The sequence below is a fragment of the Variovorax sp. V93 genome (assembly GCF_041154485.1).
Classification (GTDB): Bacteria; Pseudomonadota; Gammaproteobacteria; order Burkholderiales; family Burkholderiaceae_C; genus Variovorax; species Variovorax beijingensis_A.
On sequence record NZ_AP028670.1, the window covers coordinates 661,180 to 675,870 of the forward strand.

The 14,691-nt window shown below is 69.6% G+C and carries 14 protein-coding genes; 6 read left to right on the forward strand and 8 right to left on the reverse strand.

All coding sequences use genetic code 11. The features are described 5' to 3' along the window. Positions 1-10 precede the first annotated feature (10 nt). Genes ACAM54_RS29125 through ACAM54_RS29140 form a run of 4 tightly spaced genes read left to right on the forward strand, consistent with a single transcriptional unit; the run spans position 11 to position 4,048 of the window. Positions 11-985: an alcohol dehydrogenase catalytic domain-containing protein gene (locus tag ACAM54_RS29125; protein ID WP_369651439.1), complete on the forward strand. Its 975-nt coding sequence runs from the start codon at positions 11-13 to the stop codon at positions 983-985. 12 nt (positions 986-997) lie between these two features. After that, complete coding sequence (locus ACAM54_RS29130; RefSeq protein ID WP_369651438.1) at positions 998-2,062, forward strand: ABC transporter ATP-binding protein; 1,065 nt, start codon at positions 998-1,000, stop codon at positions 2,060-2,062. Positions 2,063-2,072: 10 nt separating this feature from the next. Next, positions 2,073-2,990, forward strand: a complete 918-nt coding sequence (locus ACAM54_RS29135) for a PfkB family carbohydrate kinase (RefSeq protein ID WP_369651437.1) — start codon at positions 2,073-2,075, stop codon at positions 2,988-2,990. A gap of 8 nt (positions 2,991-2,998) precedes the next feature. Further along, positions 2,999-4,048: a tagatose 1,6-diphosphate aldolase gene (locus tag ACAM54_RS29140; RefSeq protein WP_192328072.1), complete on the forward strand. Its 1,050-nt coding sequence runs from the start codon at positions 2,999-3,001 to the stop codon at positions 4,046-4,048. Between the two features lie 9 nt (positions 4,049-4,057). Here the strand turns inward: ACAM54_RS29140 and ACAM54_RS29145 are convergent, their stop codons facing one another. The 8 genes from ACAM54_RS29145 to ACAM54_RS29180 form a co-directional block, all read right to left on the reverse strand. Beyond that, positions 4,058-4,837, reverse strand: a complete 780-nt coding sequence (locus tag ACAM54_RS29145; RefSeq protein ID WP_369651436.1) for a TSUP family transporter — start codon at positions 4,835-4,837, stop codon at positions 4,058-4,060. Positions 4,838-4,950: 113 nt separating this feature from the next. Further along, positions 4,951-6,714 carry an L-arabinonate dehydratase gene (araD, locus tag ACAM54_RS29150; protein WP_369651435.1) on the reverse strand — a complete coding sequence of 588 codons (1,764 nt, stop codon included), beginning with the start codon at positions 6,712-6,714 and terminating at the stop codon, positions 4,951-4,953. Between the two features lie 26 nt (positions 6,715-6,740). Then, positions 6,741-7,559 carry an aldolase/citrate lyase family protein gene (locus ACAM54_RS29155; RefSeq protein ID WP_369651434.1) on the reverse strand — a complete coding sequence of 273 codons (819 nt, stop codon included), beginning with the start codon at positions 7,557-7,559 and terminating at the stop codon, positions 6,741-6,743. 20 nt (positions 7,560-7,579) lie between these two features. After that, positions 7,580-8,563 (reverse strand): Bug family tripartite tricarboxylate transporter substrate binding protein, encoded by a 984-nt coding sequence (locus tag ACAM54_RS29160; protein WP_369651433.1) that lies wholly within the window; start codon positions 8,561-8,563, stop codon positions 7,580-7,582. 24 nt (positions 8,564-8,587) lie between these two features. Beyond that, complete coding sequence (locus ACAM54_RS29165; RefSeq protein WP_369651432.1) at positions 8,588-9,391, reverse strand: shikimate dehydrogenase; 804 nt, start codon at positions 9,389-9,391, stop codon at positions 8,588-8,590. A 4-nt stretch (positions 9,392-9,395) separates the two neighbouring features. Further along, entirely contained in the window at positions 9,396-10,232 is an 837-nt protein-coding gene (locus ACAM54_RS29170) for a carbohydrate ABC transporter permease (protein ID WP_369651431.1), read from the reverse strand. Beyond that, on the reverse strand, positions 10,229-11,131 hold the full coding sequence (locus ACAM54_RS29175; protein WP_369651430.1) for a carbohydrate ABC transporter permease: 903 nt from the start codon (positions 11,129-11,131) through the stop codon (positions 10,229-10,231). The genes ACAM54_RS29170 and ACAM54_RS29175 overlap by 4 nt, the downstream gene beginning before the upstream one ends. Positions 11,132-11,159: 28 nt before the next feature. Beyond that, on the reverse strand, positions 11,160-12,527 hold the full coding sequence (locus tag ACAM54_RS29180) for an ABC transporter substrate-binding protein (RefSeq protein WP_369651429.1): 1,368 nt from the start codon (positions 12,525-12,527) through the stop codon (positions 11,160-11,162). 164 nt (positions 12,528-12,691) lie between these two features. Here ACAM54_RS29180 and ACAM54_RS29185 point away from each other — a divergent pair, with 164 nt between their 5' ends. Then, positions 12,692-13,456 carry a FadR/GntR family transcriptional regulator gene (locus tag ACAM54_RS29185; protein ID WP_209502285.1) on the forward strand — a complete coding sequence of 255 codons (765 nt, stop codon included), beginning with the start codon at positions 12,692-12,694 and terminating at the stop codon, positions 13,454-13,456. 36 nt (positions 13,457-13,492) lie between these two features. Further along, positions 13,493-14,593, forward strand: a complete 1,101-nt coding sequence (locus tag ACAM54_RS29190; RefSeq protein WP_369651428.1) for an ABC transporter ATP-binding protein — start codon at positions 13,493-13,495, stop codon at positions 14,591-14,593. Positions 14,594-14,691 lie beyond the last annotated feature (98 nt).

Consider the following 14,691-nt stretch of genomic DNA (forward strand, 5'->3'; position numbering starts at 1 on the left):
GAGACTCCTCATGCAAGCTGCGATTTTTCATGGCGACCGGCGCATCACCATCGGCGAGGCGCCCATGCCGGTGCCGTCGGCGGGCGAAGTGCTGCTGCGCGTGCGGCGCACCGCGCTGTGCGGCTCGGACACCAAGCTGTGGTTCAGCGGCGCCGGCTTCACGCCGGGCCACGAGATCTTCGGCGTGGTGCAGCAGCCGGGCCATGCGCTCGACGGCAGGCGCTGCCTGGTCTACATCCCCGTGCACTGCGGCCATTGCGACGCGTGCCGCGCGGGCGACACGCAGATGTGCCTGAACGAATCGGTGCTGGTCGGCTGGAACCGGCCGGGCGGCTATGCCGAGTACCTCGCGGTGCCCGAGCAGTGCCTGCTGCCCGTGCCCGACGACATCGAGGACGAGCTCGCGCCGCTGCTGCTGGACACCATCGGCACCGCCGCGCACGGCATCCGTTTCGTGAAGCCGCTGGTGCCGCCCGAAACCACGGGAGCGGTGCTCGTGACGGGCGCGGGCCCGGTGGGCATCGGCGCGCTGATCGCCCTGCAGAACATGGGCTACACCGACGTGTACGTGTCCGACCTGAAGGAAGAGCGGCTGCAGCTGGCCGAATCGTTCGGCGCCAGGCGGCATCCGGTGGGCGACGCGAGCAAGCGCTTCAAGCTCATCGTGGAGTGCAGCGGCGCGCATGCCGCGCGCAGTCTGGGCATGGAGATCGTGCTGCCGCGCGGCGTGCTCATCCTCATCGGCGAGAGCGACAAGCCCTGGCCGGTGCAGGAGAACAAGGCCATCCGCCGCAAGGACTTCTACATGGTGCGCACCTTCTACTTCCCGAAAAGCGACTTCGCGCTCAACGTGGAACTGCTGCGTGGCGAGAAGGCGCGCTACCGCAAGCTGGTGGATGCGCAGTTCGGCCTCGACCGGCTGCCCGAGATGTTCGGCCGCTTCGTGGCGGGCGAGCTCGTCAAGCCGCTGCTGGCGTTTGCCTGAGGACGCACCGGCATGGCAGCCATCCGCATGAACGGCCTGGTCAAGCGCTTCGGCGACGTGGCCGTGATTCCCTCGCTCGACCTGGAGATCCGCGACGAGGAGTTCGTCGTCTTCGTCGGCCCCTCGGGCTGCGGCAAGTCGACCTTGCTGCGCATCATTGCCGGGCTCGAGCCCATCGACGGCGGCGAGCTCTACATCGGCGACAGGCGCGTGAACGACGTGGCGCCGGCCCAGCGAGACATCGCCATGGTGTTCCAGGACTACGCGCTCTACCCGCACATGACGGTGCGCGACAACATGGGCTTCGGCCTGGAGATGCGCAACACGCCCAAGGACGAGATCGCGCGCCGCGTCGACCGCGCGGCCGGCATGCTGCGCATCGAACCGTACCTCGACCGCAAGCCCAAGGCGCTGTCGGGCGGCCAGCGCCAGCGCGTGGCCATGGGCCGCGCGATGGTGCGCAACCCGAAGGTGTTCCTGTTCGACGAGCCGCTGTCGAACCTCGACGCCAAGCTGCGCGGCGAGGTGCGCACCGAGATCAAGGCGCTGTCGCAGCAGCTCAAGACCACCATGATCTTCGTCACCCACGACCAGGTCGAGGCCATGACCATGGCCGACCGCATCGTGGTGCTGAAGGCCGGCGTGGTGCAGCAGTTCGGCACGCCCGAAGAGGTCTACAAGTCGCCCGCGAACCAGTTCGTGGCCGGCTTCATCGGCTCGCCGACGATGAATTTCTTCGACGTGAACGCCGAAGGCACCAATGTGCGCATGGACGAGGGCGTGCGGTTCCCGATGCCGCCGCGCTGCGGCGGCGTGACCGGCCCTGCCGTGCTGGGCGTGCGGCCCGAGCACATGCGGGTGCTGCCCGGCAACGCACCGGGCCTGCGCGTGCAGGTCAGCGTGGTCGAGCCGCTGGGCTCCGACACGCTGGTGTACTTCGACCGCGCCGGCCAGCGCCACGTGGCGCGCGTGGCGCCCGAGCTGCAGGTGCGCCCGCGCGACACCATCACGCTGGATTTCGACATGGACAAGTGCCACCTGTTCGACAAGAACGACGGTGCGGTGCTGAGGTGCTGAGGTGAGTCCCGTGGAACGCCCCGCCCCGCGCGTGATCTGCCTCGGCCTGTCCGCGCTCGACATCACCTGGCAGGTCGACACCCTGCCGCAGGGCGGCGGCAAGACCCGCGCAAACGATGTGCGCGAGGGCGGCGGCGGCATGGCGGCGAATGCCGCCGCGGCGGCCGCGAAGCTCGGCGCATCGGTACAGTTCTGGGGCCGCGCCGGCTTGGACAGTGCGGGCCACGAGATGAAGGCGCAGCTCGCCGCGCTGGGTGTCGAGGTGTCGCGCTTCAGGCTGTTCGAGGGCGCACGCTCGTCGCTTTCCGGCATCGTGGTCGATGCGCGCGGCGAACGCATGATCGTGAATTTTCGCGGCGCCGGCCTGCCGGCCGATCCGGCCTGGCTGCCGCTCGACGCACTGGCCGCGACCGACGCCGTGCTGGCCGATCCACGCTGGCCCGAAGGCGCGCTCGCGCTCTTCGGCGCAGCGCGCACGCGCGGCCTGCCCACCGTGCTTGACGGCGACGTGGCCGATGCCGCCGTCTTCGACATGCTGCTGCCGCACACCGACCACGCCGTGTTCTCCGAGCCCGGCCTTGCAGGCTATGCCACCGGCGCACGCACGGTCGAGGAGCAGTTGAATTTCGCGCTCTCGCGCGGCTGCCGCCTCGCGGCCGTCACGCTCGGCGAGCGCGGCCTGCGCTGGGCCGATGCCCAAGGGCTGCACGCCCTGCCCGCCTTCGCGGTGGAACCCGTCGACACCACCGGCGCCGGCGACGTCTTCCACGGTGCGTTGGCCTTCGCGCTCGGCGCCGGCTGGCCCGTGCCCCGCGCCTTCCAGTTCTCCGCCGCGGTGGCGGCCATCAAGTGCACACGACCCGGCGGACGCGCCGGGGTGCCCGACTTCGCCACCGCGATGTCCCTCGTCGATTCCATCAAGGAGTGATCCCCCTCATGACAACGCCCCCCCTCCACCTCGGCAAAAAATGGGGCCTGCGCCGCATGGCCACGCCCCAGGGCCACTTCACCATGGTCGCGCTCGACCAGCGCCCGCCGATCGCGCAGCTGATCGGCACCAAGCGCGGCATCGCACCCGCCGACGTGAGCTTTGCCGACATGGTGGCTGTCAAGCGCACGCTGGTCGACACCCTCGGTGCGCACGCCAGCGCCATGCTGTTCGACCCGAACTACGCCTTCCCCGCGGCGCTGCAGAAGCTGCCCGCGCACACCGGCCTGGTGGTCACGCTCGAGGACCACCGCTTCCGCGACACCCCGGGCGGCCGACTCTCGCATTCGATCGACGACTGGAGCGTGGAAAAGATCAAGCGCGCCGGCGGCGACGGCGTGAAGGTGCTGGCCTGGTACCGCCCCGATGCCGAACCCGAGGTGCTCGCGCACCAGCAAGCCTATGTGCAGAAGATCGGCGAGGAATGCCGCCAGTGGGACATTCCGCTGGTGCTCGAGCTGCTGGTCTATCCCTTTCCCAGGAGCGAACGCCACACCGTCGACTACATCGAGTCGCCCGAGAAGATGCCCGAGCTGGTGATCGAGAGCGTACGCGAGTTCGCCAAGCCGAAGTATGGCGTCGATCTCTTCAAGCTCGAGAGCCCGCTGCCCGGCGCCACGCTGCCCGCGCGCGACGGCAGTGCCGCGCCACAGGCCGCGCAGGCCTGGTTCGACCAGATGGGCGCGATCTGCAAGGGGGCGAACATTCCCTGGGTGATGCTGTCGGCGGGCGTGACGCCGCCGCAGTTCCTGCGCGTGATGGAATACGCCTACGCCGCCGGCGCCCACGGCTTCCTGGCGGGCCGCGCCGTGTGGTGGCAGGCGCTGCAGCACTTTCCCGACCTCGAGCGCTGCGCCGAGCAGCTGCGCCGCGAAGGCAGCGCCACGCTCGCACAGCTCGAAGCGCTCACGCTGCGCGCGGGCAACGCCTGGCAGGCCGACTACAGCGCCTTCGATGCCATGACGGCCGAGGGCGAACTCTGCGCGGCCTACGCCTGAGCCCAGGCATCAGGCCTGCGCGATCGCCAGCCACGCGCTCGCGACCAGCGTCGAACCCGCCGCGGCCAGCAGCCCGCCCACCAGCCATTTGAGGGTGCGCGGCTGCAGCTTGTTGGGCAGCCGGTGGTGCAGCCGCGTCACGCCGTAGACCACCGGCATCGCGCAGGCGGCGAGCAGCGCGGCGCGCCACGAGAAGTGGCCCGTGGGCAGCACGATCACCAGCCGCACCAGCGAATTGAACGCGAACATCAGCAGCAGCGCGCGGCGCACCAGTTCGCGCTCCAGCGGCTGGCGGTACATGTGGAAGACGATGGGCGGTCCCGAGCTCGAGAACAGCCCGCCCAGCACGCCCGAGAGCCCGCCGATGACGGCAAAGCTCGTGCGGCCCGACACCGCGGCCTGCGGCCGGCCCTGCAGCACCAGCAGCAGCGCGCAGCCCAGGATCGACACGCCCAGCAGGCCGCGCAGCCAGTTCACCGCCCCGCCGCTGAGCCATGTGAGCAGCATGAGCCCCGCGATCACGCCCACCGTGCTGCCGTTGAGCGCGGGCTTCATCAGCCGCCACGGCACGACGCCGGGCCGCGCGCGGAAATAGGTCCATGCATTGATCAGGCTCAGCACCGTGGCGGCGTTGGCCGTGTCGCCGACGCTGGCGATGTGGAACACCGACACCAGGCCGAGCAGGATGAGGCTGAATGCGAACCCCGTGAGGTTCTGCGCGTAAGTGGCCAGCGCCACGCAGGCCATGAAGACCAGCACGGGGCCGGCTTCGGAAAGAATCGCTTGCACCGGAAATGAAAATCGTCGAGAGGCCGCGTCGGGCCCGAATGTCGCAGGCCGTATTGTCCCCGAACGGGTGTGCCGATTCCGGTGCGCCGCGCACAAGGCGCGGGGGCTTTTTTTCAGTAGATCGGCGGCTCGGGCGTGGGCGCATTGCCCGCCAGGCTCGCGAAGTCGCAGCCCAGGTGCGCCTGCGTCACCTCGTGCTGGAAGATCCTCGTGTAGCCGCGCGCGTAGGCCGGTGCGGGTGGCGTCCACTGTTTGCGGCGCTCGGCCAGTTCCTCGTCGGGCACGAGCATGTCGAGGCGCCGCTCGCCGATGTCGAGGCGGATCGTGTCGCCGGTCCTGAGCAGCGCCAGCGGCCCGCCCACGGCCGACTCCGGCGAGACGTGCAGCACGCAGGTGCCGTAATGCGTGCCGCTCATGCGCGAATCGGAAATGCGCAGCATGTCGCGCACGCCCTGCCGCAGCAGCTTCTTCGGGATCGGCAGGTTGCCCCACTCGGGCATGCCGGGCCCGCCGACCGGGCCGCCGTTGCGCAGCACCAGCACGGTCGAGGCATCGCAGTCGAGCGCTTCGTCGGCCATGGCCGCGAGCATCTCGGCGTTCGAGTCGAACACCAGCGCGCGGCCGATGTGGCGCAGCAGCTCGGGCGTGGCGGCCGAAGGCTTGATGACCGCGCCGTCGGGGCACAGGTTGCCGCGCAGCACGGCCAGCGCAATGCCGGCCTCGGGGCACTCGGGCGTGCCCTGCTTGAGCGGCGCAGCGGGGTCGAGGATGGTGCCGTCGTCCTCCGCGGGCCAGCCCGCGATGTCCTCGCCGAGCGTGCGGCCCGTGACGGTGCGCGCCGACAGGTCCAGGTGCGCCGCGATCCTGTTGAGCACGGCGGGCAGGCCGCCGGCATAGTGGAAGTCTTCCATCAGCTTCTCGCCCGACGGATAGAGGTTGGCGATGACGGGCACGCGCCGCGCGACCGCGTCGAGCTCGTCGATGTTCAGCTCGATGCCTGCGCGCCCCGCCATCGCGGGCAGGTGCACCGCCGCATTGGTCGAGCCCCCGAGCGCCATGTAGGCGGCCACGGCGTTGAGGAACGATGCCTTGGTGACGATGCGCGAGGGCTTCAGGTCTTCCCACACCATCGAGACGATGCGCTCGCCGCAGCGCCAGGCCATGCGGCTGTGCTCGGAGTCGACGGCCGGGATGCTCATGGCGCCGGGCAGCGACAGGCCCATGGCCTCGGCGATGGCGGTCATGGTGCTGGCCGTGCCCATGGTGTTGCAGGTGCCGGGCGTGCGCGTCATGCGCGCCTCGAGGCGGATCCATTCGGCCTCGTCGATATTGCCGAGGGTGCGTTCGGCCCAGAACTTCTTGGTGTGCGTGCCCGCGCCCACGGCCTGGCCCTTGTAGCGGTCGTTCATCATCGGACCGGCGGGCAGGAAGATGGCGGGGATGTCCATCGAGAGCGCGCCCATGACCAGGCCGGGCGTGGTCTTGTCGCAGCCGCCCATCAGCACCACGCCGTCGATCGGCAGGCTGCGCAGCAGCTCCTCGCATTCGATGGCGAGCAGGTTGCGGTAGATCATGGTCGTGGGCTTGACCATCACTTCGCCCAGACTCAGCGCGGGCAGCTCGAGCGGATAACCGCCGGCCTGCAGTACGCCGCGCTTGACGGACTCGGCACGCTCGCGCAGGTGCGCATGGCACGGCGAGAGCTCGCTCCAGGTGTTGACGATGCCGATGACCGGCCGGCCCATGAACTCCTCGCGCGCGAGCCCCTGCTGCTGCATGCGCTGGCGGTGCGCGAAGCCGCGGATGTCGTCGCTCGCGAACCAGCGCTGGCTGCGCAGTTCCTGCAGGGTCTTGGGGCGGGCGGCTTCGGTGGACATGCGGTGCGTTCTCTGGATCTCTGGGTTCAATAGGTGGCGGGGGCCGAAGCCGAAGCGGGAGCGGCGGGTGCGCCGCGCTGCTTGAAGCGCGCCGCGATGTCGTCGGCGCTCCTGCGCAGCAGCAGCTGGTCGTTGGCCACCGCCACGAAGAGCGCGCCAAGGTCGAGCAGCTCCCGCGCGCGCGGCTCGTCGTTCATGAGGATGCCGGGCGCCTTGCCGCAGGCGAGGATGCGCGCGATGGCGCGGTCGATGGCGGCGCGCACCGTGGGGTGGTTGACCTGGCCGGCCACGCCCATGCTGGCCGACAGGTCGCCGGGGCCGATGAAGACGCCGTCGACACCGTCGACGTTCGCGATGTCCTCCAGGTGTTCGAGCGCTTCGACCGTCTCCACCTGCACCAGCACGCAGATCTCGCCGGAGGCCTCGGCCACGTATTTGGTGTCGCGCCCGAAGCGCGTGGCGCGCACCGTGCCGCCCATGCCGCGGATGCCGTTCGGCGGATAGCGCGTGGCGGCCACGGCGGCCTCGGCCTCGGCGCGGTTCTGCACGAAGGGCAGCAGCAGCGTCTGCGCGCCGATGTCCAGGTACTGCTTGATCAGCACCGGGTCGTTCCAGGGCGGACGCACCACGGCCGAGGTGGGCCGCTCGCGCTCGGCCTGCACCGCCTGCAGCTGGCGCAGCATGGTGGTCGGATCGCCGGGCGTGTGCTCGGCGTCCAGCAGCATCCAGTCGAAACCGGCGCCCGCGAGCAGCTCGGAGACATAGGGGTCGGGCAGCGTCGACCAGAGGCCGATCTGCGGGATCTTCGCCGCGAGGGCGTGCTTGAAGGTGTTGCGCGAGGGCATGGATTCGGTCCTTTGCTGGGTCAATCGATCTTCACGTTGCCGGCCTTGATGACCTCGCCCATCGCGGCGTGGTCGGCCTTCAGGCGCTCGGCGAACGCCTCTGGCGTCGATGAGAGTACATCGAAGCCCTGCTCTTCCAGCGGCTTGCGGAACGCGGGCTCCTTGAGGATCGCAACCATCTCCCTGTGCAGCCGCTCGACCACCGGCGCGGGCGTGCCGCTGCGCACCAGCATGCCGCTCCATGCGAGCTGCACCACGCCCGGCGCGCCGGCCTCGGCCATGGTCGGCACGTTGGGCAGCAGCCTGGAGCGCTGGGTGTCGGCCACGGCCAGCACGCGCACGCGGCCGCCCTTCTCCTGGCCCAGCACGGCCGAGAGGTTGTGGAACATCATCGGGATCTGCCCGCCCATCACGTCGTTGAGCGCGGCGGGCCCGCCCTTGTAGGGCACGTGGATCAGCCGGGTGCCCGTCTTCGCCTCGAACTGCAGCCCGGTAAGGTGCATGGTGTTGCCGTTGCCGGCCGAGCCGAAGCTCAGCGTGGCGGGCTCCTTCTTCGCAGCTGCCACCACGTCGGCCACGCTCTTGTAGGGCGTGCCCGCGCCCACCACCAGCACGTTGGGCGTCTGGTTGGTGAGCGTGACCGGCTGGAAGTCCTTCAGCACGTCGAAGCCCGTGGCCTTGTAGAGGTGCGGGTTCACGGCCAGCGTGCTGATCGAGCCGAAGAAGATGGTGTAGCCATCGGCCGGCTGGTTGCGCGCCACGTAGGCGGCCGCGATGTTGCCGTTGGCGCCGGGCCGGTTGTCGATGACCACCGGCTGCCCCAGCCGCTGCGACAGCGCCTGGCCGAAGGGCCGCGCGAACTGGTCGGCCGCACCGCCCGCGGGCTGCGGCACGACCAGCACGATGGGCTTGTGCGGATAGTCGGCCCTGAGCTGCGCCAGCGCGGGTGCGGCGGCGAGCGCCATCGCCGACAGGGCCATCGCGGCCCTTGCGAATCTCATCATGGGGTCTCCTGGATCACGTGTTGTTCATGCGGCAGCGCCGCGCCAGAACGCGATCTGCGCAGCGACCTGGTGGTCGATCATGGGTTTGCCGCCGACCACCCGCAGCCCGCGCGCGGTGCATGCGGCCATGAGCTCGGTGTCGCGTGCGGCGATGATGTCGAACAGCGCCGCATCGGCCGGCAGCAGCGCCGGGTCGAAGGGCATCGGGTCGCCCGCGTGCAGGCCGAGCGAAGTGGCGTTGATGGCGAGGCCGGCACGCCCCAGGCTCCCGGCGTGCGTGTCGGCATGGGCGTCCGGATACGCCTTGCGCAGTTCGGCGCACAGCTGCTCCGCGCGCTCGGCTTCGCGGTTGACGATGTGCAGCTCGCGCACGCCGGCCGCGGCCAGCGCGAAGGCGATGGCCGTGCCCGCACCGCCCGCGCCCACCAGCACCACCGGCCGGTCGGTGCGCAGCACGCCGTGCGCACGCGCGGCGTCGACAAAGCCCACGCCGTCGAAGCTCTCGCCCGACCATTGGCCATCGGCGTCGATGCGCATGGTGTTGACCACGCCCGTGCGCTGCGCCTCGGGCCCGAGGCGCGCGCACAGCGCATGCGCCGCGGCCTTGTGCGGGATCGTGAGGTTCAGGCCCTGCAGGTTGCCCACGCGCGCGAGCTGCGCCACGGTGGCCGCGAAGTCGCCGGGGTGCACGCCCATCGGCACCAGGCACCAGTCGAGGCCGGCGGCGGCGAAGGCCGGGTTGTAGATGCGCGGCGCGCGCACATGGTCGACCGGATGCGCGAGGATCGGCACGAGGCGCGTTGCGCCGCTGAGGCTCGGGGGGACCATCGCCTCAGCCCTTCACCGCGCCGGCCGTGAGGCCGCTCACCAGGTAGCGCCGCACCAGCATCGAGAACACCAGCACGGGCGCCATCACCAGCGAGCCGCCGGCGGCGATCTTGCCCCACTCCCAGCCCTCGTAGTTCATGAAGTTGACCACCGCGACCGGCGCGGTGCGCGCATCGGTGCGCGTGAGGATGAGCGCGAAGAAGAAGTCGTTCCAGGCATAGAGGAAGCACAGGATCGCGGTGGCCGCGATGCCGGCCGCCGCCACCGGCATCACGATCTCCATGAACACGGTGGCGTAGCCCGCGCCGTCCATCAGCGCCGCCTCTTCCAGCGAAGCCGGCACCGCGTCGAAGAAGGGCTGCATCATCCAGATCACCAGCGGCAGGTTGAAGGTCATGTAGATGAGGATCAGGCCGGTGCGGGTGTCGAGCAGGCCGAGGTAGCGGTACGCCAGGAAGAACGGGATCGTGAAGGCGATCGGCGGCGCCATGCGCGTGAGCAGGATGCCCAGGCCCAGGCCGAAGCGTCCGCGCCCGGTCCAGCGCGACAGCGCGTAGGCCGCCGGAATGCCGAGCACCAGCGCGAGCAGCGTCGACACGATGCTCGTGACCAGGCTGTTGAGGAAGGACTCCGGAAAGCCGGCCTGCCAGAGGCCCACGTAGTGCTCCAGCGTGGGCATGAAGAAGACCCGCGGCGGAAACTCGAGGATCAGCGGCGTCGGCTTGAACGACATCTGCAGCAGCCACAGGAACGGCAGCAGCATCGCGAACAGCACGAGCGGCACGGCCCAGCGCGCGAGCGGCCAGCGCCGGCGCAGCGACCTCATTCGATTCGAGCTCATTCGGCACCTCCCGCATGGCGGCTCACGCGCATCGCGCCCCAGCTGATCAGCACGGTGGCCGCGAGCAGCACGACGGTGATGGCGCTCGAATAGCCGAGTTCGCCGAAGTTGAAGGCCACGAGATAGGCGTAGTAGTTGGTCACCTCCGTCACCGAGCCCGGTCCGCCGCCGGTCAGGAGGAAGATCAGCGGAAAGGCCTTGATGCTGTCGATCAGGCGGAACAGCGTGCACACCAGCAGCACCGGCGCGATGTAGGGCAGCACGATGTGGCCGAACACGCGCCAGGCGTCGGCGCCGTCCATGCGCGCGGCCTCGACGTATTCGGCCGGCAGCGTCTGCAAGGCGGCCAGCACCATCAGGAAGGTGAACGGCGCCCACTCCCAGGTGTCGGCGATGACGATGGACCACAGCGCGAAGTCGACGTGCGTGGTGAGCGCCGGCAGCGTCACGCCCAGCATGCGCGCGGCCTGGTAGATCGGGCTGATGTCGGGCGTGTAGATCAGCTTCCAGATCACCGCGACGACGATCGGCGGCAGCACCATCGGAATCACGAACAGGTGGCGCAGCGATTGCCAGCGCTCCTGCCCCGAATGCACGAGCAGCGCCAGCCCCGTGCCCAGCAGCACCTGCAGCACGACCGTGTAGACCGAGAGCCGCGCCTGCACGCCCAGCGAGCCGACGAAGCGCTCGTCGCTGCCCAGCAGCCTGTAGTTGCGCAGCGGCTCCGAGAAGTCGCCCAGCGAACCCGGGTTCACCAGCGCCCCGGGCGTGAGGCTCGTGACCAGCAGGAAGACGGTGGGCAGCCCCGCCACCACCAGCAGGAACAGCAGGCTCGGCGCCATCGCCAAGCGCACGAAGCGGCGGCGCTGCGCCTCGTAGGAGGCTCCTCTCGCGCTCACTGGTGCACCCTTGGCGCTGCCGCTGCGCTCATACCTTGGCTCCGGCGCGCCGCAGGCTGCCGAGCGCGGCCTCCTGCGCCGTCTTCATGGCATCGGCGGCCGGCGCCTGGCCCGACACCACGCGCTCCACGGCCTTGTTCAGCACGTCGCCCACCAGCGGAAATTCCTTGACCGTGCGGTACGCCATGTAGTTGCGCGTCTTGCCGGGCTGCTCGAGCACTTCGAGATAGAGCTTGCCGATGTCCTGGCCGTTGATGGTGTTGATGCGCTTGTACTCGGCGCTTTCGATCACCGAGCGCCGGCAGATCGACGGATGCCCGGTGTCCTTCACGATGCGCGCGGTGAGCTCGGGGCTCAGTGCCCATTTGATGAACTCCCAGGCCGCTTCCTTGTTCTTCGCGTTCTTCGGGATGCCGAGGCCCTGGCTGTTGGCGGCGGGAAAGTCGCCCTTCGGGCCGGCCGGCATGCGCACGACGCGCGCGGTGTCCTTCACCTTGCTCTCGGGCGAGCTCAGCATCGCGGTGACCCAGGAGCTCGAATGGATGAAGATGTTCGAACGGCCGCCGATCAGCGCGGCGCGCGCCTGGTCCTCGGTGTAGCCGAGCACGCCCTGCGGGCTGTACCTGGACAGCAGCGTCGAATAGAAGGCCGTGGCCTGCACGGCCGCGGCCGAGTCGAGCGTGGGCTTGATGTCCGCCGGCGGATTCGCGAACAGGTCGCCGCCGAAGCCGTGGATGTACGGCGGCAGGAACCAGTGGTGCAGGTTGGAGCTCACGAAGCCCGTGACGCCGTCCTGCCCGTGCACCGCCTCGCAGACCTTCATCAATTCGTCGAAGGTCTGCGGCGCCTCGACCCCGCGCTTCTTCATCAGGTCGGTGCGGCTCATGCCCATGAGCATCGCGCCGCCTTCCCACGCAAAGCCATAGGCCTTGCCGGCCTTGTCGAGGTACGGCAGCTGCGCGCCCTTGACGAAGTCGTCCGGGTTCCAGCTGGCCGGCGTGAGCCTGCGGTCGGCCGCGAAATCGCTCAGGTTGGCGAGCAGGCCGGCCGCGACCCAGCGCGCGGCAAGGATGAAGGTGACGTTGCAGAAATCCCAGGCGCTGCCGCCCGAAGACAGCTCCAGGTCGGCCTGCTGGTTGTAGACCGGGAAGGCCGACAGCTGCAGGTCGACCGTCATGCCCGTCTGCTGCTCGAACTCCGGGATGTACTTGCGCAGGATGTTGAAGAAGCCGTGCTGGTATCCGGCGCCGCGCAGCTTGAGGCCGGCAAAGGGCTTGGCTTGCGCGATGGCGGGAAACGCCAGCGCAGTGCCGGCGCCGGCCACTGCCGTGGCAGCCGCGGCCTTGATCAACCGGCGGCGCTGCGTGTCGACAGCGAGGGAGTGCAGGAGGCTCATGCTTGTCTCTCTTTCGATCAGAATCACGCGGCGCAACGAGGGCGGCCGGCATGTTCCACTTGCTTGTGGAAGCGAATATGACAGACAAATAAGACTCCACAGCTCATGGAAAACCCGAGATTCCCTACGACTTCCCCAGATATAAGCTCATCGCATCAATAAATATGTCAGACCATAAAACAAAAACATCGAAGAAACCCGCCGCCACGGACACGCCCGCCCGGCGCGGTCCGCTGGCCGTGACGGAGGCGCTCGCGCGGCGCGTGATCGGCGGCGAATGGAATGACGAATCGACGCTGCCGACCGAGGTCGAGCTGGCCGAGCAGCTGGGGGTGGCGCGCACCTCCGTGCGCGAGGCGCTGACCCGGCTGAAGGCCAAGGGCCTGCTCGCGTCGCGGCAGAAGGCCGGCACGCGGGTGCTGCCGCGCATGCAATGGAACATGCTCGACGAGGACGTGCTGCGCTGGACCTGGTCGGGCCACGACCGCGCGCAGATGGCGCAGCACCTGATGCAGCTGCGGCGCATCGTCGAACCCGCCGCCTGCGAGATCGCGGCCGCTTCGGCGCCCGACGCCGCCATTGCCGCGATCGAGCGCGCCTACCGCCTGATGGACGCCGCCGGCATGGATCCGGTGGCCTATGCCGGGCCGGACCTGAGCTTTCACCAGGCCATTCTCAGCGCCACCGGCAATCCGTTCCTGGTGGCCTTCGGCGCCACCATCGAGGCGGCGCTGCGCATGTCCTTCGAGCTGTCGACGCGCCAGCCGGGCGCGCCGCGCAAGAGCCTGCCGATGCACCGCGCGGTGCTCGACCAGATCTGGGCCCGCAAGCCGGCCGCGGCGCGCAAGGCCATGGAAGAGCTGCTCGGCCTCACCGAATCGAACATCCAGCGCGGAGTCGCCAGGTCGGGCGCCACGCCGCCGGCCTGAAGACCTCCCCACCCTTCCTCATCAGCAAGCACCACCATGGCAGAGATCCAGCTCCAATCCATCAGCAAGCGCTTCGGCGATGTCGAGGTGATCCCCGGCATCGATCTCACCATGCCCGACGGCCAGGTCACGGTGCTGCTCGGGCCTTCGGGCTGCGGCAAGTCCACCTTGCTGCGCATGATCGCGGGGCTGGAGACGCCGAGCGGCGGCCAGGTGCGGGTCGGCGGCCGCGTGGTGAACGACGTGCCGCCCGCCGAGCGCGGCTGCGCGCTGGTGTTCCAGAACTACGCGCTCTATCCGCACAAGACGGTGCGGCAGAACCTCGCCTTTCCCTTGCGCATGGCCAAGGCCACGGCCGCCGAGCAGGAGCGCAGCGTGGACGAGATCGCGCACAAGCTCGAACTCACCCCGCTGCTGGAGCGCTATCCGCGCCAGCTCTCGGGCGGCCAGCGCCAGCGCGTGGCGATGGGCCGCGCGATGATCCGCAAGCCCGAGGTGTTTCTCTACGACGAGCCGCTGTCGAACTTCGACCTCGAGCTGCGCGTGAAGCTGCGCTTGGAGATCGCGCGCATGCAGCGCACGCTGAAGGCCACCGCCGTCTACGTGACGCACGACCAGACCGAGGCCATGACGCTGGCCGACCAGATCGTGGTGCTGCGCAAGGGCCGCATCGAGCAGGTGGGCTCGCCGCTCGCGCTGTACCGCTCGCCCGCCAACCTGTTCGTGGCGGGCTTCATCGGCACGCCGCGCATGAACTTCTTCAAGATCGACAGCGCGCAGGCTGATGCGAACGGCACGCTGCTGCGGCTCGGCGATGCGCGCGTGCAGATACCGCGCCCCATGCCGGGCCAGCCGGCCACGCTGGGCTTTCGCGCCGAGCAGACACGCATCGGCGAACCCGCGCCCGGCGAGGTACTGCTCGAACTCCAGGGCTGCGAGACGCTGGCCGTCGAGCAACTGGGCGACCGCGCGTACTGCTACCTGAGGTCGTCGCTCGGCGAGCTGGTGCTCATGGCACCGGAGGCGGACGCGAATCTTTCGGGCACCCTGCGGCTGGCCATCGCGCCCGGCGCGCTTCACTTCTTCGATGCCGGCGGCGTGGCCGTGGGCACCGAAGAGTGCCTGCTCGCGGCCTGAAGTTCTCCGGCGAACGCGGTGCGCGGCAAGCGGCTTGTCCTCCGTTCTCCGCGTCCGCTTGCAGGAAAGGGCCGGAACGAGGGCGCGGCCCGACAGCG